This window comes from Nocardioides perillae, assembly GCF_013409425.1.
GTDB classification, from domain to species: domain Bacteria; phylum Actinomycetota; class Actinomycetes; order Propionibacteriales; family Nocardioidaceae; genus Nocardioides; species Nocardioides perillae.
Genome location: NZ_JACCAC010000001.1, coordinates 2150264 through 2176630, shown reverse-complemented (window position 1 = coordinate 2176630; position 26367 = coordinate 2150264). Strand labels below are relative to the sequence as shown.

The window sequence follows — 26367 nt, the reverse complement described above, 5'->3', positions numbered from 1 at the left end:
GGCAGGAGACAGGGCAGGCGATGGCGCACCTCACGCTCGCGGGGACGAGCGAGGACGGCCGCCGCCTCCGCCTGGTCGACACCGAGGGCGCCGAGCACACCCTCGACGTGGACGACCGCCTCCGCGCCGCCCTCCGGGGCGCGCCCGCCCGCACCGGCCAGATGGAGACCAGAGTGGACAGCTCCGACAACGCCCTGCGCCCCCGCGACATCCAGGCCCGCGTGCGCGCCGGCGAGTCGCCCGAGGCGGTCGCCGAGGCCGCCGGCACCCCGGTCGAGCGCGTGCTGGTCTACGCCCGTCCCGTCTTGGCCGAGCGCGCCCACGTGGCCGACCGCGCCCAGCGCTCCTCGGTGCGCCGCCGCAGCGGCGAGCCGGCCCCCGGCGGCGCCCGCACCCTCGGCGACCTCGTCGCGCTGCGGCTGCGCGCCCTCGGCACGCCCGACGCGGAGGTCCTGTGGGACGCGTGGCGCCGCGACGACGGCCGCTGGTCGCTCCACGCGGCGTACGACGCACCCGGGCGCGCCGGCACCGCGTCCTTCACCTACGACCCGCCCGGCAACTACGTCACCCTCGACGACGACGACGCCCGCTGGCTGGTCGGCGAGGAGGTGGCGGCGCCCGAGCCCGAGGCCGCCGGCGCAGCGGCGACCGACGACCTCGAGGCGGCCCGCCGTCGCCGTCGCACGGTCGTCGACGAAGCCGACCAGGAGCTGCCGCTCGGTGCCGACGCGCTCGCGCTCGTGCGCAGCGCCGATCCCGACGACCCCGGCCCCGGCGACCCCGGCCCCGGCGCCGCACCCGGAGCGGGACCCGACGAGTCCACGGTGGACCTGACAGAGACGGCCGCTCGGGTGCGCGGGGAGCGCGACGCCGCAGCCCCGACCACCCCCGCCACCGCACCGGCCGGCAGCTCCGCTGCCCCGCCCTCGGATCCCGCCGAGGCCCCCGCGGACGCCCCGGTCGAGGAGCAGCCCGCCCGCCGCCCCGGCAAGCGCGGGCGCCGCGCCTCGGTGCCGAGCTGGGACGAGATCATGTTCGGCGGCGGCGACAAGGGCTGACCCGCCCGTCCCACGCGCGACCCCGCCAGAGGTTACTGGTGGGTAATACCACGTCCGACGAGGTCGCACGAGCACTCCCCAGGAGCACCCTCGGGGGTCTACGCTCCCGCGCATGGCCTACTTCGTGACCGGCGCGACCGGGTTCATCGGACGCCGACTCGTCGACGAGCTCGTCGCCCGCCGCGACGGCGCCGTCTTCGTGCTGTGCCGTGCGGGCTCGCTCGCCCGCCTGCAGACGCTCGTCGACCGCTGGGGCGCTGACCGGGTCTTCCCGGTCGTCGGCGACCTCGCCGAGGAGCGCCTCGGTGTGCCCGAGGAGTGGGTGCGCAGCCACGTCGGCACCGTGGAGCACGTCTTCCACCTCGCCGCGATCTACGACATGACCGCCGACGCCGCCACCAACGAGGCGATGAACGTCGGCGGCACCCGCCACGCCCTCGAGCTGGCCGGCGCCTTGCAGGCCGGGTGCTTCCACCACGTCTCGTCGGTCGCCGCCGCGGGCGACCACCACGGCCCCTTCACCGAGGCGATGTTCGACGAGGGCCAGCCGCTCCCCTCGCCCTACCACCGCACGAAGTTCGAGTCGGAGCGCCTCGTGCGCGAGGAGTCACCGGTGCCGTGGCGCGTCTACCGGCCCGCGATCGTGGTGGGCGACTCCGTCACGGGCGCGATGGACAAGGTCGACGGCCCCTACTACTTCTTCCCGCTGATGAAGCGGCTGCGCGACACCCTGCCCGGCTGGCTGCCGCTGGTCGGGGTCGACCTCGGCGACACCAACGTGGTGCCGGTCGACTACGTCGCGAAGGCGATCGACCACCTCGCCCACGCGCCCGGCCACGACGGCGAGGCCTTCCACCTCGTCAACCCCGAGCCGCAGCCGGTGGTCGACGTGGTCAACGCCTTCTGCGCTGCGGCCGGCGCTCCGCAGTTCGCCACGCCCGTCGACCGCCGCGTCACCGGCGGCGTCACGGGCCTGCTGCCCCGGGCGCTGCGCCCGTCCTCCGTCGTGGGCGGGCTGCTGCGGGCCGCGCCGGTCAAGGTGGCGCTCGACCAGACCGTCGGTCGCCTCGGTGTGCCGGCCGAGGTGCTCGCCCACACGTCCTTCACCGCGACCTTCGACTCCCGCGCGACCGAGCGCGCGCTCGCGGGGTCGGGCATCGCGGTGCCGGTGCTCGAGTCCTACGCCCGCACGCTGTGGGGCTACTGGGAGGAGCACCTCGACACCTCGACCGGCGACGACCCCCGTATCCGCGAGGCCCTCGGCGGCAAGCGGGTCCTCATCACCGGGGCCTCGTCGGGCATCGGCCAGGTCACCGCGCTCAAGGTCGCCCAGGCCGGCGGCGTGCCGGTCCTCGTGGCCCGCGGCAAGGACAAGCTCGAGGAGCTCCGCGCCACGATCGAGCTGCGGGGCGGGCAGGCCCACGTCTTCCCGTGCGACCTCTCCGACCTCGACGCCATCGACCGGCTCTGCGAGCAGGTGACCGAGGAGCTCGGCGGCGTCGACTTCGTCGTCAACAACGCGGGCCGCTCCATCCGCCGCTCGCTGAAGCTCTCCGAGGACCGCTTCCACGACTTCGAGCGCACGATGCAGCTCAACTACTTCGGCGCGATCCGGCTGGTGATGGGGCTGGTGCCGTCGATGCGCGCCCAGCGCTCGGGCCACGTCGTCAACGTCAGCTCCATCGGCGTGCAGACCAACCCGCCGCGGTTCTCCGCCTACGTCGCGTCCAAGGCCGCCCTCGACGCCTGGAGCAACGTCGTGTCGAGCGAGCTCGTCGGCGACGGCATCACCTTCACCAACATCCACATGCCGCTCGTGCGGACGCCGATGATCGCCCCGACCAAGCTCTACGACAAGTTCCCCACGATCTCCCCCGCCCAGGCCGCCGACCTCGTCGTCGAGGCGATGGTCGAGCGGCCCCACGAGATCAACACCGCGCTCGGCAACGCCGGCGCGATCGCCCACACGGTCGCGCCGCGGCTCGCCTTCCGCGTCCTCAACATGGCCTACCACGTCTTCCCGGACTCCGCGGCCGCCAAGGGCGTCGACGCGGGCGGGTCGCGCGAGTCCGAGCAGATCATGCTGGCCCGGGTCTTCAAGGGCGTCCACTGGTGAGCTGAGGCGCGGGCTCCTCAGCCACGCTCGACGGGGCGGGCGGGGTCGGCGATCCACCCGCTCCACGAGCCGGGGTAGAGCGCCGCGCGCACCCCGGCGAGCTCCAGGGCCAGCACGTCGTGGCAGGCGGTCACCCCCGAGCCGCAGTACGCCGCGACGTCGGCCCCGGGCACCGCACCGACGACTCCGTAGACGGCCGACAGCCGCGCTGCGGGGAGGAACCGGCCGTCGGGTCCGAGGTTGGCGGAGGTGGGCACGTTGACCGCGCCGGGCACGCGTCCCGCGACGGGGTCGACCGGCTCCACCTCGCCGCGCCACCGCTCGGGGGCACGGGCGTCGACCAGCACGTCGACGTCGAGCAGCCGGTCCGCCTCGACGACCGGCATGCCGCCCGGTCGCACCACGACGTCACCGGGCGGAGTCGTCGCGCCCGGCCCGGTCTCGACCGCTCCCCCGGCCGCGACCCACGCGGGCCAGGCGCCGTCGAGCACGCGCACGTCCTCGACCCCCGCCCACCGCAGCAGCCACCAGCAGCGGGCCGCCGCGTGGCCGGACCAGTCGTCGTACACGACGACGGGCACGCCGGTGCGGACCCCGCCGCGGCGCAACGCCGCCTGCAGCACCGAGACGGGCGGCAGCGGGTGTCGTCCGCCCGCGCCCGGCGGGGCGGCCAGGTCGGCGTCGAGGTCGACGTACGCCGCGCCCGGGACGTGGCCCGCCTCGAACGCGGCGCGCCCCGGCGGACCGCCCATGCGGTAGCGGACGTCGAGGACGGTGACGGGCCGCCCTGCCTGCAGGAGGTCGCGCAGCGCGGCCGCGTCGACGAGCGGGCCCGGCACCGGTGCCTCCCTGCTCAGGTGGGGCGCTTCTTCGGCGCGTTCTCGGCGGTCTTGCCGGGGTCGCGCTCGACGACGTCGCCCAGCGCCTCGTCGATGCGGCGCATCGCGTCCTCGGGGATCCGCACGCCCGCGGCCGCCACGTTGTCGTGCACCTGCTCGGGACGCGAGGCACCGATGATGGCGGAGGCCACGTTGTCGTTCTGCAGCACCCAGGCGACGGCGAGCGCGGCCATCGACATGTCGAGCTCCTCGGCGACCGGCTTCAGCGCCTGCACCCGCTCCAGCACGTCGTCGCGCATGAACCGCTTGATCATGTCGGCGCCGCCCTTCTCGTCGGTGGCGCGCGAGCCCTCCGGCGGGGGCTGCCCGGGGAGGTACTTGCCGGTCAGCACGCCCTGCGCGATCGGGCTCCACACGATCTGCGAGACGCCCACCTCGCGGGAGGCCGGCACGACCTCGTCCTCGATGACGCGCCAGAGCATGGAGTACTGCGGCTGGCTGGAGATCAGCTGGAAGCCGAGGTCGCGCGCCATGGCGGCGCCCTCGCGGATCTGCTCGGCGGTCCACTCCGAGACGCCGATGTAGAGGGCCTTGCCCTGCCGGACGACGTCGGCGAAGGCCTGCATCGTCTCCTCGAGCGGCGTCTCGGTGTCGAAGCGGTGGGCTTGGTACAGGTCGACGTGGTCGGTCTGCAGCCGGCGCAGCGAGGCGTCGATCGACTCCAGGACGTGCTTGCGCGACAGCCCGGAGTCGTTGGGCCCGCCGGGGCCGGTGGGCCAGTAGACCTTGGTGAAGATCTCGAGCGACTCGCGCCGCTCGCCCTTGAGCGCCTCGCCGAGCACCGTCTCGGCCTTCGTGTTGGCGTAGACGTCGGCGGTGTCGAAGGTGGTGATGCCGGCGTCGAGCGCCGCGCGCACGCACTGCGTGGCGACGTCGTTCTCGACCTGCGAGCCGTGGGTGAGCCAGTTGCCGTAGGTGATCTCGGAGACCTTGAGACCACTGCGTCCGAGGTAGCGGAAGTCCATGGGGGCCAACCTAGGGCCCGACCGCAACTCCTGGGCGAGGCGGTCGGGGTGGCAGACTGCCGCCCCGTGGCAGAGCTCCAGTTCTTCACCGGCACGATGGACTCAGGGAAGAGCACCCTGGCGCTCCAGACCAACCACAACCACGCGGCGCGGGGCCGCGCGGGCCGCATCTTCACCGCCCACGACCGCGCCGGAGAGGCGACGCTGTCGAGCCGGCTGGGCCTCACCCACGAGGCGGTCGAGGTCGGCCCCGACTTCGACTTCTGGACCTACGTCGTCCGGGAGCTGACCCAGGGCGGGCGCGTCGACTACCTCGTGTGCGACGAGGCGCAGTTCTACTCCACCGCGCAGGTCGACCAGCTCGCGAAGGTGGTCGACGAGCTGCAGGTCGACGTCTTCGCCTTCGGCATCCTGACCGACTTCCGCAGCCTGCTCTTCCCGGGCAGCGCCCGGCTCGTCGAGCTCGCGGACCGCACGCACGTGCTGCAGGTCGAGGCGCTGTGCTGGTGCGGCAAGCGCGCCACCCACAACGCCCGCACCGAGAACGGCGCGATGGTCGTCGAGGGCGACCAGGTGGTGGTCGGCGACACCGCGGGGGCCGAGGCCGACCCCGACGTCGTGGTCGCCTACGAGGTGCTCTGCCGCCAGCACCACCGCCGCCGGCTCACCGCCGCTCGTGCCCGTGCCGTCTCGCTCGCCCCGGAGCCGCTGCCCTTCGGCTGACGGCTGGCCCCCGGGCGGTCCGGGCGGCGGGGCTCAGCCCACCAGCACCGGCACGAGCATCTCGTCGGCGGTGAGCGAGCCGTGGAAGCCGACGAGCCGGGTCTCGACCGCGAAGTCGCGGCTGGAGAGCAGCACCAGGTCGTCGCGGCAGGCGACCACGACGTCGCCCATGCGCGGCCCGATCGACGGTGCGACCTCGCCGAACCAGCCCCGTGCCGCGGCGTCCTCGCGGGTCAGCACCTCGGCGCGCTCCCCCAGCACCGAGCGCCACGTCGCGACGACGTCGTCGAGCGCCCCGTCGCGGCACCACAGCTGGCGGAAGCGGGCCTCGCCGCCGAGCAGCACCAGGCCGTCGCGCAGCGCCGCCGCCTCGGGCACCTCGTCGAGGTCCAGGCGGCCCTCGCCGGTCGAGTCGACCATGCCGTGGTCGGCGATGACGAGCAGCCGGGTGGCGGGCGGCAGCGCCTCGCGCAGCTGCTCGGCCTCCTCGTCGACCTGCGCGAGGGCCTGCAGCCACTCGCTGGACGCGACGCCGTGCAGGTGGCCGGTCTTGTCGAGGTCGCCCTCGTAGAGGTAGGTCAGCGACGGCACCACGCCGCCGGCGGCCATGGTCGCCTCCAGCGTCGCGCCGACGCGCTCCGCGGTCGTGTCGGCCCCGACGTAGCGACCACCGCGGTGGGCGGCACGGGTGAGCCCGCTGGCGGCGAAGTCGCGCTTGTTGACCACGGCCACGTCGACCCCCGCGCGCGCCAGCCGCTCGAAGGCCGTCGGGTGCGGCTGCCACACCAGCGGGTCGACGTCGCGGTCCCACTGCAGCGCGTTGAGCAGGGTGTCGGTGCCGGGCACCCGCGAGGTGTAGCCGACCAACCCGTGCCGTGCGCGCCCGGCGGCAGCGCCGTGCCGAGCGAGGTCAGGCTCGTCGCCGTCGTCGACGGCACCCCCGCGGTGGCCGTGGCCGCACCGGTCGCCAGCGAGGAGAGGTAGGGCGCGGCGTGGGCGTGGCGGGCCAGCAGCTCGGCGCCCAGCCCGTCGACCAGCAGCAGGACGTACGCCGGGGCGTCCGGCAGCAGCAGTGCGGACGGCCCCGTCGGTGCCGGTCCCGCGACGTCGCCGACGCCGAGCGCCTGCGCCACCGCCGGGACGACGTCGGCGAGCGAGCGGGCGCCGTACTCCGGCGCGACGAGGGCGTCGGGCACCGCGACCCGCCTCAGACCTGGTGGGTGGAGGCCGACAGCGAGTCGGCGAAGGCCAGCAGCCCGGCGACCGCGTCGGCGCCGTCGGCCGCGGCGGAGACCCGCAGGGAGAAGTCGTCGGAGGACACGACGCCGGTGTAGCCGTGGTCGGCGTCGCACTGCGGGTCGTTGCAGCCGGCCGGCTCGAGGTCGATGCGGCCCACGCCGCCCCAGCCGATGGTCAGCACGGCCTCGGCCGGCGGGCGCGGGCCCGACGTCGGGTTGGCGGTCATGCGGGTGACGACGACCGACTTGACCGCCGCCAGCGCGATCGCCTCGGTGGAGGTCGAGGTGTAGGGCTCGGGCAGCAGGTCGTCGCCGGCGTGCTCGTCGGTGTGGCAGAGGATGAGGCGGGTCGCGGTGAGCACGACCACGGTGATGTGGCGGCGCACCTCGTCGTTCTCGATCGTCGGCTCGTGGTGGACGTAGAAGGAGACGACCTCCTCGCCGCCGACCGCACCGACGACGCCGTCGGAGACCACCTCGGGGTAGTAGCCCGTGCGGTGGATCGCGTCCCGGAGCCGGGCGGCGGGGTCGTGGGCGTCGGACGTGCGGCTGCGCATGGGCGGCAGTGTGTCACGCACCGACGCCGCGCGGCGCGGCGGTGGGAGGCCCGCCGATCAGTCGGGCAGCGTGTCGCCGGGCATCGTGGAGAGCCGCCGGACGAACCAGTCGGAGCGGGCGTCGACGACCGGCTCGACGCGCGCCGCGGCCGAGAGCACCGAGGCGCCGTGCGCGCCGGCGAGCACCAGGCCGAGCTCGGTCGAGCGCAGCTGCGGCAGGTCGGCCTGCAGCTGCGCGACGCGGCGCACCAGGCGCTCGACCTCGGCGACGTCGACGACCTCGCTGCCGCGGTAGCCGAAGAGGAGCGGCGAGGAGCGCACCTCGCGGACCATGTCGGCCGCGTCGTGCTCCCCGAGCGGCGGGATGCGGTAGGACTTGTCGCCGAGGAGCTCGGTGAAGGGCCCCGAGATGCCGAAGGTGACGACCGGGCCGAAGAGCGGGTCCTCGAGGCTGCTGACCGCCACGGGCACGCCCGGCGGGGCGGTGCGCTGCACCGTGAAGGCGGCGAGGTCGGGGTCGTTGATGAGCTCGGTGAGCCCGGCCCAGGCGTCGGCCATCTCCTCGGGGGTGTCGATGTTGCGCCACACGTGCGCCATGTCGGGGCGCTGGCGCAGGTGCTCGGCGGTGGCCTTGAGCACGACGTCCCAGCCGAGCTCGGCGCCGGCCGCCTGCGCCTCCGCGAGGTCGGCGACGCGGATCGCGGGCCACAGCTCGATGCCGTAGGTCGCGAGCAGGTCGCGCAGCTCGTCGGGGGCCAGGTCGCGCCCCTCGGGGTGGCGCATCAGCACCTCGTTGACCAGCCGCCTGGCGGCGCGGGTGTCGACCTCGTCCTCCGCCACGGGCGTGCCCTCCGGGGTGCGCAGCCACACGGCGTACTGGACGACGCGCGCCAGCGCGCGGACCGCGGCCTCGACCGCGGGGTAGGACGGCACGGAGCCGCGGCCGGCGGTCGAGCCGGCGACGTCGGGCACCCGCAGCAGCTCGGGCACGCCCTCGGCGCCGAGGAAGGTCGTCACCAGCGGCTTGTCGGACTGCTCGCCGACCGCGGCGAGCACGTTGGCGACGTCCTCGCCGGAGACGTTGAGCGGCGGGATGTAGACCGCGACCACCGAGTCGACCTCGGGGTCGTCGATCGCGGCGTCGAGGGCGTCCTCGAAGTCCTCGGCCGTCGCGTCGGCGCCGAGCGCGACCGACTTGTTGACCACGAGGCCGACGGCGGCGGCCGCGTCGGCGGCGAGCAGCCCGAGGGCGTCGGAGTTGCCCACGACCGCGACCCGGCGACCGCGCGGCAGCGGCTGGTGGGCGACGAGCTGGGCGACGTCGAACATCTCCTCGAGCGTGTCGACCTGGATGACGCCGGCCTGGCGGAACATCGCGTCGACGGCCTGCTGCGGCGCGGCGATCGTGCGCACCGCGTGGCCCATCGGGACACCCTGGGTGGTGCGGCCCGAGCGCACCGCGACCACCGGCTTGCGCCGGGAGACCCGGCGCGCGATGCGGGAGAACTTGCGCGGGTTGCCGATCGACTCGAGGTAGAGCAGGACGACCTCGGTGGAGTCGTCCTCCTCCCAGTACTGCAGCAGGTCGTTGCCCGAGACGTCGGCGCGGTTGCCCGCGCTGACGAAGGTCGACAGGCCGAGCCCGCGGTTGTTGACCTTCTCGAGGATCGCCGAGCCCAGGGCGCCGGACTGGCAGAAGAAGCCCGCCCGCCCGCGCGGCGGCATGAGCGGCGACAGCGAGGCGTTGAGCGAGATCGACGGGTCGGTGTTGATGACGCCCAGGCAGTTGGGGCCGATCAGCCGCAGGCCGTAGGAACGCGCGAGCCCGACCAGGCGCCGCTGGCGCTGTCGCCCCTCCTCGCCGGTCTCGGCGAAGCCCGACGAGATCACGACGAGGCCGTGCACGCCCTTGGCCGCGCAGTCGAGCACGACGTCCTGCACCGACTCGGCGGGCACGGCGACCACGGCGACGTCGACCTCGTCGGGGATGTCGCTCACCGACTTGTAGGCCGGCAGCCCGGAGACGGCGGTCGCGGCCTGGTTGACCGCGTAGACCCGGCCGGTGAAGTCGCCGGTGACGAGGTTGCGCACGAGCGCCTGGCCGATGGTGTCCTGGCGGCGGCTCGCGCCGATCACCGCGACCGAGCGGGCGCCGAAGAACCGCTCGATCGAGGCGGACTCCGCGCGGTGCTCGCGCTGCTGCATGACCCCGATCGCGGTCTCGGTGGGGTCGATGGGGAACTCGAGCACCAGCACGCCGTCCTCGTAGCCCGAGGCGACCTGGTAGCCGGCGTCCTTGAACGTGTGGATCATCCGCTGGTTGTCGGGGAGCACCTCGGCGACGAACTTCTCGACCCCCCGCTCGCGACCGGCCTGCGCGAGGTGCTCGAGCAGGATCTGCGCGATGCCGCGGCCCTGGTGCTCGTCCTCGACGAGGAAGGCGACCTCCGCCTGCGTCGAGCGCTCGCCGTCCAGCACGTCGAAGCGGCCGACCGCGATCATCCGGCCCCCGACCAGCAGCACCAGCGCGACGCGGGTGACGTGGTCGACCTGGGTGAAGCGCCGCACGTCGCGCTCGGAGAGCCGCGGCATGGGCGCGAAGAAGCGGTAGTACTTCGACTTCTCCGAGACGCGGCCGTAGAACTCGACCAGCAGGTCGGCGTCCTCGGGGCGGATCGGCCGGATGTGGGCGGTGCGGCCGTCGCGCAGCAGGACGTCGGCCTCCCAGTGGCGCGGGGCGGGGGCGTGCTGCGGCTGGTCGTCGGTCCGCGTCTCGCTCACGGAGGGAGAATCTACCCGCGGGCGGGCGTGCCCCGGCGCCGCCCGACGGGAGGGTGCGGCGACAATGGCGCCATGGCCCGGCGCTCGACCAAGCAACCCCTGCCCGACGACTTCGAGGAGCACATCCTCGACACCGACATCGCCGACGAGATGGAGTCGTCGTTCCTCGAGTACGCCTACTCCGTCATCTACTCCCGGGCCCTCCCGGACGCCCGCGACGGCCTCAAGCCGGTGCAGCGGCGCATCCTGCACACGATGAACGTCATGGGCCTGCGCCCCGACCGCGGCCACGTCAAGAGCGCCCGCGTCGTCGGCGAGGTCATGGGCCGGCTGCACCCGCACGGCGACGGCGCGATCTACGACGCCCTGGTGCGCCTCGCCCAGCCGTGGTCGGTGCGGCTGCCGATGGTCGACGGGCACGGCAACTTCGGCTCGCCCGACGACTCCCCCGCCGCGATGCGCTACACCGAGTGCCGGATGGCGCCCGCCGCCGTGGCGATGACCGCCTCGATCGACGAGGACACCGTCGACTTCCGCGCCAACTACGACAGCCGCGAGCTCGAGCCGTCGGTGCTGCCCTCGGCCATCCCGAACCTCGTCGTCAACGGGGCGACCGGCATCGCGGTCGGCATGGCCACCAACATGGCCCCGCACAACCTGGTCGAGGTCGTCCAGGCCCTCAAGCACCTCATCCGCCACCCCGACGCCTCGGTCGACGACCTGATGCGCTTCGTGCCCGGCCCCGACCTGCCGACCGGCGGCAAGATCGTCGGGCTCGACGGCGTCCGCGACGCCTACGAGACCGGGCGCGGGTCGTTCAAGATGCGCGCGACCGCGCGCGTCGAGTCGGTCACGCCGCGGCGCAAGGGCATCGTGGTGACCGAGCTGCCCTACGGCGTCGGCACCGAGAAGGTCGTCGAGCGCATCAAGGTGCTGGTGCAGTCGAAGAAGCTGCAGGGCATCGCCGACGTCAAGGACCTCACCGACCGCGAGAAGGGCCTGCAGCTCGTCATCGAGGTCAAGAACGGCTTCGTGCCCGAGGCGCTGCTCGAGCAGCTCTACCGGCTGACGCCGATGGAGGACTCCTTCGGCATCAACGCCGTCGCGCTCGTCGACGGCCAGCCCCGCACCCTCGGGTTGCGCGAGATGCTCCAGGTCTTCCTCGACCACCGCTTCGAGGTGGTGCGACGCCGCTCGGTCTTCCGCCGGGCCAAGGCCGCCGACCGGCTGCACCTCGTCGAGGGCCTGCTCCTCGCCGTGCTCGACATCGACGAGGTGATCCAGCTGATCCGCGCCTCGGAGAACGCCGGGGAGGCCCGGGAGCGCCTCATGACCGTCTTCGACCTCAGCCAGCTGCAGGCCGACCACATCCTCGACATGCCGCTGCGCCGGCTCACGAAGTTCTCCCGCATCGAGCTGGAGAAGGAGCAGGACGAGCTGCGGCGCACGATCGAGGAGCTCGACGCGATCCTCGGCGACCGGGCCGTGCTCGAGCGCGTCGTCTCCGACGAGCTCGGTGAGGTCGCGAAGGTCTACGGCACGCCGCGACGCACCGTGCTGCTGCAGTCCGCCGGCACCTCGGTCGCCACCACCGCGGTCTCCCTCGAGGTCGCCGACGACCCCTGCTTCGCCTACCTCTCCTCCACCGGCCTGCTCGCCCGCTCCGCCAGCGACGAGCCCCCCGCGACCGGGGACGGCCGTGCCAACCACGACGTCGTCGTCTCCGCGGTGGCGACCACCGCCCGGGGCGAGGTCGGCGTGGTCACCTCCCGCGGCCGACTCCTGCGACTCGGCGTCCTCGACCTGCCGGTGATCCCCGCCTCCGCCAACGACCCGCACCTGCAGGGCGGGCTGCCGCTGAGCGAGGTGCTGCCCCTCGAGGCCGGCGAGCGCGCGCTCTGCCTCACCACCCTGCGCACCGACGGGCCCGGGCTCGCGCTCGGCACCCGCCAGGGCGTCGTGAAGCGGGTCAACCCCGAGGTCCTCAACCGCGACGAGTGGGAGGTGGTCTCGCTCAAGGACGGCGACGAGGTCGTCGGCGCCGTCGAGCTGGCCTCCGGCGAGGAGGAGCTGTGCTTCGTCACCACCGACGCCCAGCTGCTGCACTTCTCCGCCTCGCTCGTGCGGCCGCAGGGCCGTGCCGGCGGCGGCATGGCCGGCGTGAAGCTCGGCGCCGGCGCCGCGGTCCTCTCCTTCGGCGCCGTCGACCCGGCGACGGCCGTGGTCGTCACGGTCTCCGGCTCCGCCACCGCACTGCCGGGCACCGAGGCGGGCAGCGCCAAGGTCACGCCTTTCAGCGACTACCCCGCCAAGGGTCGTGCGACCGGCGGCGTGCGCTGCCACCGCTTCCTGCGCGGCGAGGACACCCTGCTCACCGCGTGGGCCGGGCCCGCCCCCGCCCGCGCGGCCGCGGCGAGCGGCGCCCCCGTCGACCTGCCCGCGGCCGACGGCCGGCGCGATGGCAGCGGTGTGCCGCTGGCCCAGCCGGTCGCCGCGGTCGCCGGACCGGTCGCGGCCCAGCTCCGAGTGCCCGACGCGGCGCAGGACCCGGGGTCGCCGTCCACCCCTGTGGAAGGCTGAGCCCATGCGAGCCACGCCGCGCCCCCCTCGTGCGCCCCGCCTCACGCCCCGTCGCGCGCCCCGCCGTACGCGCCGGACGAGCGTGGGCGCGGCGGCGCTGGGCCTCGCCGCCCTGGGCGCGCTCGCCGGGTGCAGCGGCGAGGAGGGCGGCGGTGACGACCGCGCCCCGGAGGACGTGCTCGCCGAGGCGCGCGCGACGCTCGACGAGACCAGCGGCGTGCGCCTCTCGCTCGCCACCGACGAGCTGCCCGAGGGCGTGCTCGGCGTCACCGAGGCCAGCGGCGTGGCCACCCACGAGCCGGGGCTCGCCTTCGAGGGCAGCATCACCGTGCCGCTGGCCGGCTCCGAGTTCGAGGTGCCGGTGGTCAGCGTCGACGGCACCGTCTACGCCCAGATCCCGCTGACGCCCGGCTGGTCGGAGGTCGACCCGTCGGAGTACGGCGCACCCGACCCCGCGACCCTCCTCGACCCCGAGTCGGGCCTCTCCGCCCTGCTGACCGAGACCGAGGACGTGGTGGCCGGCGAGGCGGTGCGCGGTGGCGAGGGCAACCGCGACGTCCTCACCGAGTACACCGGCACGGTCCCCGGCGACGCCGTGGCCGGCGTCATCCCGACGGCGTCGGGCGACTTCGACGTCGTCTACACGATCACCGACGACGGCGAGCTGCGCGGCGCGGAGCTGACCGGGGCGTTCTACCCCGGCGGTGACACCCTCACCTACGAGCTCGAGCTCGACGACTACGGCCTCGAGCAGGAGATCACCGCCCCGTGACCGACGGTGCGGGCCGAGCCGGCCGCGGGTCGCCCCACGGCGGCGCGGTCCCCCGCACCGCCCGCGTGCTGCTCGCCCTGGCGGCCCTCGCGGTCGCCTTCGCCGCGGCCGACACCTACGTCGTCGTGCTGGCGCTGCCCGACATGATGACGACGGCCGGCGTGCCGCTCGACGAGCTGCAGCGCGCGGCCCCGATCATCTCGGGCTTCCTGCTCGGCTACGTCGCGGTGCTGCCGATGATCGGGCGCATCGCCGACCTGGAGGGCCGGGTGCCCGTGCTGGTCGCCTCGCTCGTCGTCTTCGCGGTCGGCTCGCTGGTCACCGTGCTGTCCTACGACCTCACCTCGATGGTGGCCGGCCGCTTCCTGCAGGGCGTCGGCGGTGGCGGGCTGGTGCCCGCCACGCTGGCGCTGGTCGCCGACCTCTACCCCGCGCAGCGCCGTGCGGTGCCGCTCGGTGTGGTCTCCGCCGTCCAGGAGCTCGGGTCGGTCGTCGGCCCGCTGCTCGGCGCCGTCGTGCTCGCCGTCGCGCCGTGGCAGGCCATCTTCGCGCTCAACCTGGCGGTCGGCGCCGTGCTCGCGGTGGCGATCGCACGCCTGGCCCCCGACCGTGGACGAGGCGGGCGTGCGGGTGGCCGACGGGCGTGGCCCGACCCCGTCGGCCTGGTGCTGGTGGGGGTCCTGGTGGTCGCGGCCGGCCTCACCGCCACGATGCCGCCGCCGCTGCTGCGCGACCTGACGTGGGGCACCCTCTTCATCCCCGTCGCGGGCGAGGGCCGCTGGCTCACGCCGGTGGGGCTCGTGGCGGTCGGCGCCGCGCTGGCCCTGGTGGTGCGCTGCGCCACCGCGCGGCGCCCGCTCGTCGACCTGCGCCGGTGGGCGCGCTCGGCGCGGGCCGCGGACCTGCCGGGCTCGTCGCTGGTCGCGGTCGCCCTGGGCGGCGTCGTGCTGGCCTTCGCGACGGCCGACCCGCAGGTCGCGGTCTTCTCGCCCCAGGGGCCGTGGTTCCTCGCCGGGTCGGCCCTGGCCGCGGTGCTGCTGGTGGTGCACCTGCGCCGCGCCGAGGCCCCGCTGGTGCCGCGCGGCGCCCTGGCCCCGCGCCCGGTGTGGGGCTCGCTGGTGGTGAGCCTGCTCGTCGGTGCCGCGCTGATCGCGGCGCTCGTCGACGTGCCGCTCTTCGCCCGCACGACCGTCTACCCCGACTCCCAGCTGCTGGCGGCGCTCGTGCTGGTGCGCTTCCTCGTCGCGCTGCCCGTCGGCGCGGTGCTCGGCGGGGTGCTGCTGCGCCGCCTGCCCGCCGGCGTCGTGGCGGCGCTCGGCATGGCCGCCGCTGCGGTGGCCTTCGCCCTGATGAGCCGGTGGGGCATCGACGCGCTCGCGTCGTGGACCGCGACCGTGCCGCTCGTGCTCGGCGGCCTCGGCTTCGGGCTGGCGCTGGCGCCGGTCAACGCCGCTGCCCTGGCCGCGAGCCGCAGCAGCGAGCACGGCGTGGTGAGCGCCTTCGTCGTGGTGGCCCGCATGGTCGGCATGCTCGTGGGCGCCTCGGCCCTGACGACGCTCGGGCTGCGCGCCTACTACGCCGAGCAGCGCGACCTGCCAGCGGTGCGGGAGGTGTGCGGCGGCCGGTCGCGGTGCGAGGAGTTCACGCTGCTGCTGCGCGAGGCAGGCATCGCCCAGGAGCAGGTGGTCTTCGCCGGCGCCGCCGGCTGCGCGGCACTGGCGGCCATCCTCGCGCTGGTGCTGCTGCGCGGCGCGGACACCCGCGAGGTGTCGCCCGCCGCCGCCCTCCGCGCCGGCTGACCCAGCGGGGGTCGGCTCAGACGAGCTGCTCCAGGCGCCCGGAGTCGACGTCGTAGAGGAAGCCGCCGACGGTCACGCTGTCGGGGATCAGCGGGTGGGACCGCACGGCGGCGACGTCGGCCTCGAGCGAGGCGCGCTGGTCGGCCGTGACCGGCAGCCGCTGCCACGACACGTCGGTGCCGGCGGACGCGGCGAGCTTCTCGCGGATCGCCGCCTCGGGGTTGGTGGCCACGGCGCACTTCGTGTGCGGGACGACCATGATGCGGGTCGCCTCGAGCAGGTGCGCGGCGAGCACCAGCGCCTCCATCGCCTCCGGGGTCACCCGGCCACCGGGGTTGCGCACGACCTTCACGTCGCCCAGCTCCAGGCCGAGCATCCGCAGCGGGTCGATGCGCGAGTCCATGCAGGTCACCAGGGCCACCCCGGCTCGCGCAGCGCCCCGCAGGTCGCTGCCGTCGTGGTCCTCGGCGAACCGCGCGTTCGCCTCCAGCAGGTCGTCGAAGTCGCTCACGGCCAGCAACCTACCGTCGTACGCCGGTCCCGGCGGTGTGGTCTGCGTCGCACGCCCCGAGGACCGCGGCGTGGCGGGTCAGGCGTCGAGCGCCTCGACGTCGACCTCGTAGGCACCCTGCACGATGAACTCCTTGCGCGGGGCGACGTCGGAGCCCATGAGCAGCTCGAAGATCCGCGACGCCGCCTCGGCGTCGTCGGCGGTGAGCCGGCGCAGCGTGCGGTGGCGGGGGTCCATCGTGGTCTCGGCCAGCTGGTCGGCGTCCATCTCGCCGAGGCCCTTGTAGCGCTGGACGGGGTCCTTCCAGCGCACGCCCTTCTTCGTCAGCTCGGCCAGCTTCCGCTGCAGCTCGTCGTCGGAGTAGGTGTAGACGTACTTGTCCATCCCCTTCTTGGGGTTGGACAGCTCGATGCGGTGCAGCGGCGGCACGGCGGTGTAGACCCGGCCCTCGCGCACCAGGTCGGGCATGTACTTGAAGAACAGCGTCGCGAGCAGGCAGCGGATGTGGGCGCCGTCGGAGTCGGCGTCGGCCATGAAGATGATGCGGCCGTAGCGGCGGGCCTCGAGGTCGAAGGTGCGCCCCGAGCCGGCGCCGACGACCTGGATGAGCGAGGCGCACTCGGCGTTCTTCAGCATGTCGCCGACCGACGCCTTCTGCACGTTGAGGATCTTGCCGCGGATCGGCAGCAGCGCCTGGAACTCCGAGTCGCGCGCCAGCTTGGCGGTGCCGAGCGCGGAGTCGCCCTCGACGATGAACAGCTCGCTGCGGTCGTTGTCGGTCGAGCGGCAGTCGGCCAGCTTCGCCGGCAGCGCCGAGGACTCCAGGGCGTTCTTGCGGCGCTGCGTCTCCTTGTGCTGGCGCGCCGCGATGCGGGTGCGGGCGGCGCCGACGACCTTCTCGACGACCAGCTTGGCCTGGGCCTTCTGGGTGCGCTGCGACGACGTCAGCCACGCCTTCAGCTCGCTCGCGACGACCTTGCGCACCACGCTGCGGGCCGCCGGGGTGCCGAGGATCTCCTTGGTCTGGCCCTCGAACTGCGGCTCGGCCAGGCGCACGGTGACGACCGCGGTCATGCCCTCGAGCACGTCGTCCTTCACGACGTCGTCGTCGTTGACCTTGAGCGCCTTGGTCTGGCGCATCACGTCGTTGAAGGTGCGGGTGACGGCCTGCTCGAAGCCCGAGACGTGCGTGCCGCCCTTCGGCGTCGCGATCACGTTGACGAAGGACCGCAGCTCGGTGTCGTAGCCCGACGACCACCGCAGCGCGACGTCGACGGTCAGCTCGCGCTCGACCTCCTGCGGGGTCATGTGCCCCTGGGCGTCGAGCAGCGGCACGGTCTCGGTGAAGGTGTCGGAGCCCTGCAGGCGCAGCACCTCGGTGACCGGCTCCCCGGTGGACAGGAAGTCGGCGAACTCGGCGATCCCGCCGTCGTGTCGGAAGGACTCCTCGACCGGCTCCGCCCCGCGCAGGTCGCGGATGGCGATCTCGAGGCCCGGCACGATGAAGGACGTCTGCCGCGCACGGGTCACCAGCTCGTCGAGCACGAAGCTCGCGTCGGCGGTGAAGATCTGGCGGTCGGGCCAGAAGCGCACGCGGGTGCCCGAGCGCCCCTTCGCCACGCGGGAGCCCTTGCGGGTCAGGCCCGAGCGGGCCTCGAAGTCGGCCGTCGGGCCCTCGGCGGCGAAGACGCCCGGCACACCCCGGCGGAACGACATGCCCTGCACCGCGGGCGAGCGCTCGACGTCGATGTCCATCCGGGCCGACAGCGCGTTGACGACCGACAGGCCGACGCCGTGCAGACCGCCGGTCGCGACGTACGACCCGCCGCCGAACTTGCCGCCGGCGTGCAGCTTGGTCGCGACCACCTCCACGCCGGGCAGCCCGGTGCGCGGCTCGACGTCGGTGGGGATGCCGCGACCGTCGTCGTGGACCTCCACGGAGCCGTCGGCGTGCAGCACGACCTCGACGCGGGTGGCCGCGCCGGCCAGGGCCTCGTCGACGCCGTTGTCGATGATCTCCCACACGCAGTGCATGAGGCCCCGGGTGTCGGTGGAGCCGATGTACATGCCCGGCCGCTTGCGCACCGCCTCGAGCCCCTCGAGGACGAGCAGGTGCGCTGCGTTGTAGGTGTTGTCGATGGTGGTGCTCCCGCCCGGTCCGTGCGTGCTCTGCCGGGGCACCACTCTAGGCGGCGACACGCCGTGCGCCGCGGAGGGCTCGCTGCCGCCGGAGCGCTCAGGTCGGGGCTAGCGTGGCCGACCAGGAAGACGTGGTGCTGCGGTCGAGCACCCGTCCGCCGGGGTTGCGGGACTGGCCCCGGGGGGTACCGCCCACGCGTGATTGGATGGCGTGTCCTGCGACACGGGCACCCGGGGAATCTTGGCCCCGGACGTACCGTTGACCCGGAGACCACGAAGGAAAGAGGTTCCCTGTGACCACTGCCGTTGCCCCTGCAGCAGCCGAGCTCTCGGCTGCCGACCGCTGCGACCGCTGCGGCGCTCAGGCCTACCTGCGCGTGGAGCTCCAGTCCGGCGGCGAGCTGCTGTTCTGCGCCCACCACGCGCGTGAGCACGGTGACAAGCTCAAGGAGATCGCCGTCAACGTCGTCGACGAGACCCACAAGCTCCAGCCCACCCCGTCGGCGCCCCACGACGAGCGCTGACCAGACCGACCTCTACGACGGCCCCGGACCTCAGGTCCGGGGCCGTCGTGCGTCTCGACCACCGCCGTCGGCGCCCTAGGCTCCGCCCGTGACCCTCCTCGACGTCCTCACCGCCCTGGTGCTCCTCGTGGGCGTCGTCGGCGTCGTCGTGCCGCTGCTGCCGGGCACCGCGCTGGTCGGCCTCGGCGTGCTGGGGTGGGCGGTGCTGACCGGCGGCGCCACCGCCTGGACGGTCGCCGCCGTCGCCGTCGCGCTCCTGCTCGTCGGTGCCGTCGTGAAGTACGTCGTGCCCGGGCGCCGCCTCACCGCCGCCGGCGTGCCCACCCGCACGCTCGCGTGGGGCGGCGCGGCCGCGGTCGTGGGCTTCTTCGTGGTGCCCGTCGTCGGACTCGTCGTCGGCTTCGTCCTCGGCGTGTACGCCGCGGAGCACCGCCGTGTCGGGCCCCGCGCTGCCTGGCCGTCGACCACGGCGGCGCTGCGCGCGGTCGGCCTCGCGCTGCTCGTCGAGCTGGCGGCGGCGCTCGCCGCCGTCGCCACCTGGGCGGTCGGCGTCGCACTGACCTGAGGGCCGCACCGCCCGAAGGGGTGGTCGTCCGAGGTTCCGCGCACGTCCTGCCCCGGCCTGCCGATCCGGGGGGTTCAGCGACCAGGTCGCCGCCTCGCCTGCAGGCGGCGCAGCACGAGGGAGCCCCCCACACCCATGCTCGGCCTCCGCCGCCCGACGTCCACGCTCCGCAGCACCCCCGACTCCTGCGGCACCACCCGCCCCGCCCCCGCCCGACGCCACCTCGCCCGGGTCGGCGGCACCGCGCTCGCGTGCGCCGTCCTCGTGACCGGCACCCTCGCGACCGCGGGCAGCGCCGCCGCGACCGGCACCCTCGAGACGGGCACCTCCGAGACGGGCACCTCCGAGACAGGCACCCCTGGCCCCGCGACCACCGAGGCCGTCCCCAGCGCACCGGGCGACCCGGCGACCGCGCCGCACCACTGGCACTGGCCCGACCCCGACGACTGGGACGACTGGGACGGGTGGGACGGCGACGGCAACGGCAACGACGACGGGGGGAACGACGGCGGCAACGGCGGCGGGAACGACGGCGGCGGCAACGGCGGCGGCGGCGCCGGGACACCCCTGCCCACCACCCCGCGCCTCGCACTGACCCGGCAGGTGAGCGCCAACGTGGCGTTCGACCTCTCCGCCGCGCGGCAGCGCGAGGACGTGCGCACGGCGGTGCGCGGCGCCGACGTCGTCGGGTGGCAGGAGATCTCCACCCGCGCCCAGGTCGGCGCGATCAACGGGCAGCGGGGGTGGTCGACCTACTGGCCCGGCGGCCGCCGCCGCGACGGCCGGATCGCGCTGAGCCCGATGAACTCCAACCCCATCTCGTGGCGCCGCGACACCTGGACGCTCGTCTCGGCGAACCGTCGGCTGGCCAGCCTCGCCATCCCGGGCGTGTGCCGCGACCGCCACCTCTCGTGGGTCGTGCTCCAGCACCGCCGCTCGGGCGTGCGCGTGCTGCGGTGGAACATCCACTTCGTGCCCGCCGCCTGGGTCGACCGGCGCGTCTCGTTCAAGGCGCTGCGCCAGGCCGCGTGGAACCGGCAGGCCCGCGTCCTGGCCGCGCTGGTCGCCGCCGGCACCCGCGACGGGCACGCGGCGGTCATCGGCGGCGGCGACGTCAACCGTCGTGCGGCCTTCCTCGGCGACCGCGTCGTCTACGACAGCGGCCACGACCACATCGACTACCTCGTCCACGCCCCGTCGCCGCGCGTGGCGGCGCTGCCGGCGGCGCGCGCGCCGATGAACTCCGACCACGACAAGCTCACGGTGACCTACTCGATCCACCGCTGAGCCCGCCGAGCACCCGCAGCGACGACGACGCTCCGGCCCCCGCGTGGGGACCGGAGCGTCGTCACGTCAGCAGCGGCGCGTCGCCGCAGGGCTCAAGCGGCGGAGGCCACCACGTCGCCGGCCGCGGGCGCGGGGCGCCGCACGGGCAGGGCGGTGGTGTCGAGCCGGGTCTCGAGCGGCAGCCCGGCGTCGAGCGCCAGCGCGGCCTCCTCGAGCGCGATCGCGTCGCTGACCTCGCGCAGGATGTCGGAGAGCGGCACGTCGAGCGCCGAGCACAGCGAGGCGAGCAGCTCGGAAGACGCCTCCTTCTGCCCGCGCTCGATCTCGGAGATGTAGCCCAGGCTCACCCGGGCCTCGGCGGAGACCTCGCGCAGCGTCATGCCGCGCTGCATCCGCGTGCCGCGGAGCACGTCGCCGAGCAGACGTCGGAACAGCACCATGCGCGCATCCTCTCCTTCTGGTCCGGTCAACGCTACCGGACGGGGGATTCTTCCCTCGCCCCTTCGGTGAGTCTTGCAGTCAGCGCCGACAGCGCCGCTCCCGTGGCCGCCCGGCGCACGGTGTCGCGCTCCCCCGGCAGCGCCAGCTCGTCGGAGCTCGTGCCCTCCGGGCCCGCCACGCCGACGAAGACGGTGCCGACCGGCTTGTCCTCCTGCGGCCCGGGCCCGGCCACCCCCGTCGTGCTCACGGCGTACGTCGCGCCCGTGAGCCGGCGCGCCCCCTCGGCCATCGCCTCGGCGCACTGCGCGGAGACCACGCCGTGCTCGTCGACGCACTCCTGGGTGACGCCGAGGAGGGAGACCTTGAGCTCGGTGGCATAGGTGACGACGCCGCCGACGAAGGTCTGCGACGCCCCGGGCGCGTCGGTGAGGGTCTCGGCCACCATCCCGCCCGTCAGCGACTCCGCCGTGGCCATGGTCTGCTCCCGCAGCTGCAGCAGCGTGTGCAGCCCGACCGCCAGGTCGCCGAGGTCGTCGGCGGAGGGGACCTCGACGGCGTCGGTGCCGTCGGGGTCGGGCTGGTCGCTCTGCTCCGGCATGCCGGTGACCCTAGCGAGCACGCCGACGGCCGGAGCACCGCCCACAGGGGTGCTCCGGCCGTCGCGCGGTCGTGCGTCAGCGGGTCGTGTCGAGCCCCACCAGCTCCGGGTCGTGGTCGGAGGAGCGGAACGGGTCGGGCGCGTAGAACTGCGTGACGTTGTAGTTCGCGCGGCTGTACTCGAAGGCCAGCGACTCGCCCGCGTTGATGCCCCACACGTCGACGCCCGTCACCATCTCCAGTGCCCCCGGGCTCGCGAGCACGTGGTCGAGGGAGCCGGACAGGCCGCTGAAGCTGTACGTCGCCTCACCCGGTCGGCCGTCGGCGTCGCCGAAGTCGGACTCGAGGTTCGTGTAGCCGGCGGCGTAGAGGACCTGCATCGGGTCCTCCTGGGTGTAGGCGTTGAAGTCGCCGACCAGGAAGACACGGTCGGTGCCCTTCTCGTCGGCGAACCGGTCGGCGAAGGCGGCCAGCGCCTCGGCCTGCGCGATCCGGTCGGGGTTGGCGTTGCCCTGGCCCGTGCCGTCGTCGGTGCCCGAGCCCTTCGACTTGAAGTGGTTCACGACGACCGCGAACTTCGCCTTGCCGCGCGCCTTGACGGGCCGGAAGAGCTGCGCGAGCGGCTCCCGGGCGTTGTCGAAGGCCGGGTCGTCGAGCACCTGCGAGGCGCCGAGCGGCCGCACGAGCGCCGGCTGGTAGATGAACGCCGTCCGGATGACGTCCTGCTCCGCGACCGGCGGCAGGTCGGCGGCGTCGGGCGAGCGGACGAAGTCCCACGTGCCGGCGCCCGCGTCGGCGTTCAGCGCGCGGACCAGGGCCTTCAGCGCGTCGTCGCGGTCGGCCTCGCCGAGCGCGACCGAGTTCTCGATCTCCTCCAGCGACACGATGCCCGCGTCGAGGGCGTTGATCGCCGCGACGATCTTGGCCTGCTGACGCTCGAGGTCGTCGGCCTCGGCCGCACCGCGCGGCCCGTTGGGCTCGCAGCGGTTGTTGGTGACCTCGTCACCGGCGCGGTCGCGGTAGTAGGTGCAGGTCCCACCGGCGGCCTCGAAGTCGGCGCCGGTCGTGTTGAAGTAGTTCAGCACGTTGAAGGTCGCCAGGCGCAGGTCGCCGCCGACGTCCTCGGGCGCGTCCTCGCGGGTGTCGGCGATGGCCACCGGGCCCCGCTCGTCGGCGGTGTACGGCGTGGTGGGCTGCAGCTTCCAGGTGCTGTTGCGGAAGTCGAGGACCACTGGCTCGAGGAAGGTCACCGGGGCGCCGACGCGCACGGGCCGCGGCGCACCGTCGGGTGCGGTGAGGTAGGGCAGCGGCACGTCGGTGGTGCGCTGGAAGTCGGTGCTGGCACCGTCGTCGAGCGTGACGGCCCGCGCGGCGTTGTCGGCCTCGACGGCCGCCACCCCGGCGGTGTCCTGCGCGTCGACGACGTCGGTGGGCTGCACCAGCGGCTCGGTGCCCGCCGCGAGGCCCACCTCGGCGTAGCGGTTGGTCTGGAAACTGTTGGTGACCGTGAACGGGCCCTGCGGTGCGACCAGCTCGCCCTCGTGGGCCTCGCGCTCCGCGGCGGTGCGCGGCAGGGTCGTCGCCAGGGGCGTCACGCTCGCCGGGGTGGTGAGGGCCACGAGGTCGTCCTGCGCGCCCGGCGAGAGCTCGGTGAGGCCGAAGAACTCGCTGACCTCGCCGGTGACCTCCAGGTGCTGGCCTACGGACAGCGCGCCGAGGTCGAGCCGGGGGGCGTAGACGAAGACCGCGTCGGAGCGACCTGGGGTCGCGTCGGCGCCGGAGCCCGTGCCGGCGGTCTGCAGGTAGAAGCCGTCGTAGCCGCCGGTGGCGTAGAGGGCCGTCACGACACCCGTCGTGGTGACCTCGCGGCCCACCAGCGGCGAGGCGGCGCCGTCGCCCTGCACGTCGGCGATGGCGACGCGCTCCGGCTCGGGCTCGGGCTCCGGCTCGCCCGAGGGCAGCGCGGGCGTGCCCGGGGTGGGGGCCCCCGTCGTGAAGTCCGCACGGTTGTCGTCGGTGTCGACACGGCTGTCGGTGCGGGCCACCGAGGTCGAGTTAGTGGTGCTGGGCGCCGGAGCCGAACCCTCGAAAACGGCCGCGCCGCCCCAGCCGAGGAAGTCGACGACGGCGCCCGCGTCCGGATCCGCGCTGGTCGGGCTCTGGGCCGCGGTGGAGCTCGCGAGGATCACCTGGCCGGCGGTCCCGCTCATCGCGGTGCTGCCGGTGGCGTCGGGCTCGGGCAGCGGGGTCGTGCCGCCGGCGCCGCGCGCCATCTGCACCAGGTAGGTCTCACCCGGGGCGACGTTGCCGCCGAGCCGGGTCACCTGGGCGCTGGTCCCGGACGCGGAGCGGTACTGCACCGACCAGGTGGAGAGGTCGACTGCCTCGTCGGTGGGGTTGAAGAGCTCGACGAAGTCGTGGGTGAAGGTGGCGCCGCTGTTGCCACCCCCGCCGTAGACCTCCGAGATGACGAGGTGGTCGGCGGGTGCGGCGGCCGCGGCCGGGGCGGCCGCGAGCGGGGCGAGGGCCGCGGCGGCGAGGCCGAGCCCGCTCAGCGCGGCGAGCGCGCGGCGGTGGGGTCGTGACGAGGGCATGACGGGGCCTTCCGAGAGGGAGGGAGCTGCGGGGAGGGAGAGGGGACCAGCGAGTGACCGGCCGGGGCGGGACGGAGCGCGACGGCTCCGCCCCGTCCCGGCCGGCGTGAAGCTCAGCGCCGGACGGCGGGCACCACGAAGGTCGTGCCGGAGTCGGGCGCGCGGACCTCGAGGTAGGAGCCCTGGGGCACGCCCGCGGGCACCGTGAAGGACACGTGTGCGGCGCCGCCGACGACCGGGAACATGCCGAGCTCCTTGCGGTTGCCCTGCGGCTTGACCAACGCCACCGAGACCACCGAGTTCGCCGGGGCGCCGAGCGAGGTGAGGTCGAGGCGCGCCAGGGAGAAGGTCACCTCCTCCTTGGCCCGCACCACGGCAGGGGCGTCGGTGTAGACCTGCCGGCGAGCGAAGTCGGGCGACTTGACCTCGCCGTCGCCCAGGAAGTCGTCGATCCACAGGTCGCGGTCGATCTTGCCGGTGTCCGTGGCGACGCCCTCGGTGAAGGCGCGGAAGTTGTCGCCGCCCGCGGCGAGGAAGGAGAAGGTGGACACCGTGTAGGTCGCCGTGGGGTCGAGCGGCTCACCGTCGATCGTCACCGAGGTCACGCGGTCACCGAGCGGGCGGGACGGGTCCAGGGTGGTCTGCACGTTGTCGGACAGGCCCAGGTGGATGAAGGCTCGCGACGGGGTGGAGCCGTCCAACGTCGTCTGCCACTGCTGCTCGAGCACCCGCTCGAAGCTCGCGCCGCTCAGCTCGACGTAGGAGACGTTGTTGACGAAGGGCAGGACGGCATTGGCCTCCTCGAAGGTGACCACGCCGTCGGTGTTCTCGGGGCTGGTCGAGAGGTCGCCGGCGAAGAACAGCTCGTTGCGCAGGCCGCCGGAGTTGACGACGCCGATGTCGGCGGTGCGGCCCGTGGCCGGGATCGGGGTGTCGCGCAGCGCGTCAGCGACCAGGTTGCCCAGCGTGGACTCCGACTCGCGGTCGTCGCGCTTGCCGCCGGTGTAGCCGTCGGGGCCGTAGGTGCCCCCGCTGAAGGCGGTGGTGACGTCGTCGGACACGCGGCCGACCGCCACGTTGCCGACGCGGTCGGCCTCGGCGATCGCCGCGTCGACGATGGCCTTGACCTCTGCGACGCGGGGCAGCGTCAGGTCGGCGCTCGCAGCGCGGTCGACGTTGCGGGCCACCGCAGCCGTGACGGTGTCGGTGGCGGCGTCGTAGGCGAGGTCCACGCGGCCGACGTTGTCGCCGTAGGAGCCTGTCTGGACGACGGGGCGGGTGCGGCCCGGCTGACCGGGCACCGGGGCGGTCCAGGCGTACTCCGCGTGGGTGTGGCCGGTGAAGATGACGTCCACCGCGGCGCTGGTGTCCTGGACGATGCGGGCGAAGACACCGCCCTCGGCCACCGCGGCCTCGAGCGTGGCCGCCGGGCGGGCTCCCTCGTGGTACTCGGCCACGACGACGTCGGCCTCGCCGTTGGCCTCGTCGCCGTCGGTGAGCTGCGTGGCCACACGGTTGGTCGCCTCGACCGGGTCGCCGAAGGTGAGGCTCTCGATCCCCGTCGGGGTCACGAGGCTGGGGGTCTCCTCGGTCACGGTGCCGATGACGCCGACCGTGACGCCTGCGACCTCGAAGGTGGCGTACTCGTCGAGGGCCGGGGTCGTCGTGCCGCGCTGGTAGACGTTGGCGCCGAGGTAGGCGAAGTCGGCCTCGTCCTGCACCCGGCCGGCCAGGTCGGCGAAGCCACGGTCGAACTCGTGGTTGCCGACCGCCGAGGCGGCCAGGTCCAGGGCGTCGAGGACGTCGAGGGTCGGCACGTCGGCGCCGTTGGACGAGGCGAAGAGGGAGGCGCCGATGTTGTCGCCGGCGGAGAGGAAGAGGGTGTTGGCCTCCCCCGCCTCGCGGCGGGCCGTCTCGATCGTCGTGGCGACCTTGGTGGTGTTGCCGTCGATGCGGCCGTGGAAGTCGTTGATGTTGAGCAACGTGATGTCGACCGGGTCGGCCGCCGACGCCGGCGAGACGACGAAGGCGAGCGGGGTGGCGACGAGTCCGAGACCGAGAGCAGCCGTCAGGGACCGCAGTCCGAGACGCGCACCGGTGCCCGAGTGTCCGGGTGCAGGGAGCAAGAGAGTGCCTTCCGAGGGGTCGACCGCGACGGACTGGCCCGACGCGGCGGGTGGTCACACCGCGGGTCACCTTGCATCACGGAGGTGGTCGAGAC

The 26367-nt window shown here is 74.3% G+C and carries 20 protein-coding genes and 1 pseudogene; 9 read left to right on the top strand and 12 right to left on the bottom strand.

Annotated elements, in window-relative coordinates; all coding sequences use genetic code 11:
• Nucleotides 1-20 precede the first annotated feature (20 nt).
• Nucleotides 21-1058 carry a septation protein SepH gene (sepH, locus tag BJ989_RS10040; protein ID WP_179518088.1) on the top strand — a complete coding sequence of 346 codons (1038 nt, stop codon included), beginning with the start codon at nt 21-23 and terminating at the stop codon, nt 1056-1058.
• A gap of 112 nt (nt 1059-1170) precedes the next feature.
• Nucleotides 1171-3174 (top strand): SDR family oxidoreductase, encoded by a 2004-nt coding sequence (locus BJ989_RS10035; RefSeq protein WP_179518087.1) that lies wholly within the window; start codon nt 1171-1173, stop codon nt 3172-3174.
• A gap of 17 nt (nt 3175-3191) precedes the next feature.
• Here the strand turns inward: BJ989_RS10035 and BJ989_RS10030 are convergent, their stop codons facing one another.
• Nucleotides 3192-4013: a rhodanese-like domain-containing protein gene (locus tag BJ989_RS10030; protein ID WP_179518086.1), complete on the bottom strand. Its 822-nt coding sequence runs from the start codon at nt 4011-4013 to the stop codon at nt 3192-3194.
• A 14-nt stretch (nt 4014-4027) separates the two neighbouring features.
• Nucleotides 4028-5038, bottom strand: a complete 1011-nt coding sequence (locus BJ989_RS10025; RefSeq protein ID WP_179518085.1) for an aldo/keto reductase family protein — start codon at nt 5036-5038, stop codon at nt 4028-4030.
• A 66-nt stretch (nt 5039-5104) separates the two neighbouring features.
• Here BJ989_RS10025 and BJ989_RS10020 point away from each other — a divergent pair, with 66 nt between their 5' ends.
• Nucleotides 5105-5761, top strand: coding sequence for a thymidine kinase (locus BJ989_RS10020; RefSeq protein WP_179518084.1), 657 nt, complete (start codon nt 5105-5107; stop codon nt 5759-5761).
• A 33-nt stretch (nt 5762-5794) separates the two neighbouring features.
• Here the strand turns inward: BJ989_RS10020 and BJ989_RS10015 are convergent, their stop codons facing one another.
• The 4 genes and pseudogenes from BJ989_RS10015 to BJ989_RS10005 form a co-directional block, all read right to left on the bottom strand.
• Entirely contained in the window at nt 5795-6607 is an 813-nt protein-coding gene (locus tag BJ989_RS10015; RefSeq protein WP_343049239.1) for an alkaline phosphatase family protein, read from the bottom strand.
• A gap of 95 nt (nt 6608-6702) precedes the next feature.
• Nucleotides 6703-6894: pseudogene (locus BJ989_RS18765) on the bottom strand (alkaline phosphatase family protein); the annotation flags it as partial.
• 74 nt (nt 6895-6968) lie between these two features.
• Nucleotides 6969-7556: a DUF5998 family protein gene (locus tag BJ989_RS10010; RefSeq protein WP_179518083.1), complete on the bottom strand. Its 588-nt coding sequence runs from the start codon at nt 7554-7556 to the stop codon at nt 6969-6971.
• A gap of 57 nt (nt 7557-7613) precedes the next feature.
• The gene (locus BJ989_RS10005) at nt 7614-10337 is read right to left on the bottom strand and encodes a GNAT family N-acetyltransferase (protein WP_179518082.1); all 2724 of its coding nucleotides are present in this window, start codon (nt 10335-10337) and stop codon (nt 7614-7616) included.
• Nucleotides 10338-10409: 72 nt separating this feature from the next.
• On the opposite strand from BJ989_RS10005, the gene BJ989_RS10000 reads away from it, so the two are divergent.
• The 3 genes from BJ989_RS10000 to BJ989_RS09990 all read left to right on the top strand — a co-directional run bounded on the left by BJ989_RS10000 (nt 10410) and on the right by BJ989_RS09990 (nt 15488).
• The gene (locus BJ989_RS10000; protein WP_179518081.1) at nt 10410-12917 is read left to right on the top strand and encodes a DNA gyrase/topoisomerase IV subunit A; all 2508 of its coding nucleotides are present in this window, start codon (nt 10410-10412) and stop codon (nt 12915-12917) included.
• A gap of 82 nt (nt 12918-12999) precedes the next feature.
• The gene (locus BJ989_RS09995; protein WP_179518080.1) at nt 13000-13689 is read left to right on the top strand and encodes an LppX_LprAFG lipoprotein; all 690 of its coding nucleotides are present in this window, start codon (nt 13000-13002) and stop codon (nt 13687-13689) included.
• A complete protein-coding gene (locus tag BJ989_RS09990) occupies nt 13686-15488 on the top strand; it encodes an MFS transporter (RefSeq protein ID WP_179518079.1) in 1803 nt (600 codons plus the stop codon). Before BJ989_RS09995 ends, BJ989_RS09990 begins: the two co-directional genes overlap by 4 nt.
• A 16-nt stretch (nt 15489-15504) precedes the next feature.
• On the opposite strand, the gene BJ989_RS09985 is transcribed toward BJ989_RS09990, so the two are convergent.
• Both BJ989_RS09985 and BJ989_RS09980 read right to left on the bottom strand, forming a co-directional pair.
• Complete coding sequence (locus tag BJ989_RS09985; RefSeq protein ID WP_179518078.1) at nt 15505-15999, bottom strand: carbonic anhydrase; 495 nt, start codon at nt 15997-15999, stop codon at nt 15505-15507.
• 78 nt (nt 16000-16077) lie between these two features.
• Entirely contained in the window at nt 16078-18180 is a 2103-nt protein-coding gene (locus BJ989_RS09980; RefSeq protein ID WP_179518077.1) for a DNA gyrase/topoisomerase IV subunit B, read from the bottom strand.
• A 251-nt stretch (nt 18181-18431) separates the two neighbouring features.
• Between BJ989_RS09980 and BJ989_RS09975 the strand changes: the two genes are divergently transcribed.
• The 3 genes from BJ989_RS09975 (at nt 18432) to BJ989_RS09965 (ending at nt 20514) form a co-directional block, all read left to right on the top strand.
• On the top strand, nt 18432-18662 hold the full coding sequence (locus tag BJ989_RS09975) for a DUF7455 domain-containing protein (RefSeq protein ID WP_179518076.1): 231 nt from the start codon (nt 18432-18434) through the stop codon (nt 18660-18662).
• A gap of 88 nt (nt 18663-18750) precedes the next feature.
• Nucleotides 18751-19227 (top strand): DUF456 family protein, encoded by a 477-nt coding sequence (locus BJ989_RS09970; protein WP_179518075.1) that lies wholly within the window; start codon nt 18751-18753, stop codon nt 19225-19227.
• A 135-nt stretch (nt 19228-19362) separates the two neighbouring features.
• Nucleotides 19363-20514 (top strand): exonuclease/endonuclease/phosphatase family protein, encoded by a 1152-nt coding sequence (locus BJ989_RS09965; RefSeq protein WP_179518074.1) that lies wholly within the window; start codon nt 19363-19365, stop codon nt 20512-20514.
• Nucleotides 20515-20606: 92 nt separating this feature from the next.
• Here BJ989_RS09965 and BJ989_RS09960 read toward each other — a convergent pair whose 3' ends face one another.
• The 4 genes from BJ989_RS09960 to BJ989_RS18260 form a co-directional block, all read right to left on the bottom strand.
• Nucleotides 20607-20954, bottom strand: a complete 348-nt coding sequence (locus BJ989_RS09960) for a helix-turn-helix domain-containing protein (protein WP_179518073.1) — start codon at nt 20952-20954, stop codon at nt 20607-20609.
• Nucleotides 20955-20986: 32 nt separating this feature from the next.
• Nucleotides 20987-21553: a CinA family protein gene (locus BJ989_RS09955; protein WP_179518072.1), complete on the bottom strand. Its 567-nt coding sequence runs from the start codon at nt 21551-21553 to the stop codon at nt 20987-20989.
• 76 nt (nt 21554-21629) lie between these two features.
• Nucleotides 21630-24146: an ExeM/NucH family extracellular endonuclease gene (locus tag BJ989_RS09950; protein WP_179518071.1), complete on the bottom strand. Its 2517-nt coding sequence runs from the start codon at nt 24144-24146 to the stop codon at nt 21630-21632.
• Between the two features lie 113 nt (nt 24147-24259).
• A complete protein-coding gene (locus BJ989_RS18260) occupies nt 24260-26272 on the bottom strand; it encodes a bifunctional metallophosphatase/5'-nucleotidase (RefSeq protein WP_179518070.1) in 2013 nt (670 codons plus the stop codon).
• Nucleotides 26273-26367 lie beyond the last annotated feature (95 nt).

Bases quoted from the DNA above. Each gene is read 5' to 3' on its own strand.
- sepH (WP_179518088.1), top strand. From the start codon at position 21: ATGGCGCACCTCACGCTCGCGGGGACGAGCGAGGACGGCCGCCGCCTC.
- BJ989_RS10035 (WP_179518087.1), top strand. From the start codon at position 1,171: ATGGCCTACTTCGTGACCGGCGCGACCGGGTTCATCGGACGCCGACTC.
- BJ989_RS10025 (WP_179518085.1), bottom strand. From the start codon at position 5,038: ATGGACTTCCGCTACCTCGGACGCAGTGGTCTCAAGGTCTCCGAGATC.
- BJ989_RS10010 (WP_179518083.1), bottom strand. From the start codon at position 7,556: ATGCGCAGCCGCACGTCCGACGCCCACGACCCCGCCGCCCGGCTCCGG.
- BJ989_RS10000 (WP_179518081.1), top strand. From the start codon at position 10,410: ATGGCCCGGCGCTCGACCAAGCAACCCCTGCCCGACGACTTCGAGGAG.
- BJ989_RS09965 (WP_179518074.1), top strand. From the start codon at position 19,363: ATGCTCGGCCTCCGCCGCCCGACGTCCACGCTCCGCAGCACCCCCGAC.
- BJ989_RS09960 (WP_179518073.1), bottom strand. From the start codon at position 20,954: ATGGTGCTGTTCCGACGTCTGCTCGGCGACGTGCTCCGCGGCACGCGG.
- BJ989_RS09955 (WP_179518072.1), bottom strand. From the start codon at position 21,553: ATGCCGGAGCAGAGCGACCAGCCCGACCCCGACGGCACCGACGCCGTC.
- BJ989_RS09950 (WP_179518071.1), bottom strand. From the start codon at position 24,146: ATGCCCTCGTCACGACCCCACCGCCGCGCGCTCGCCGCGCTGAGCGGG.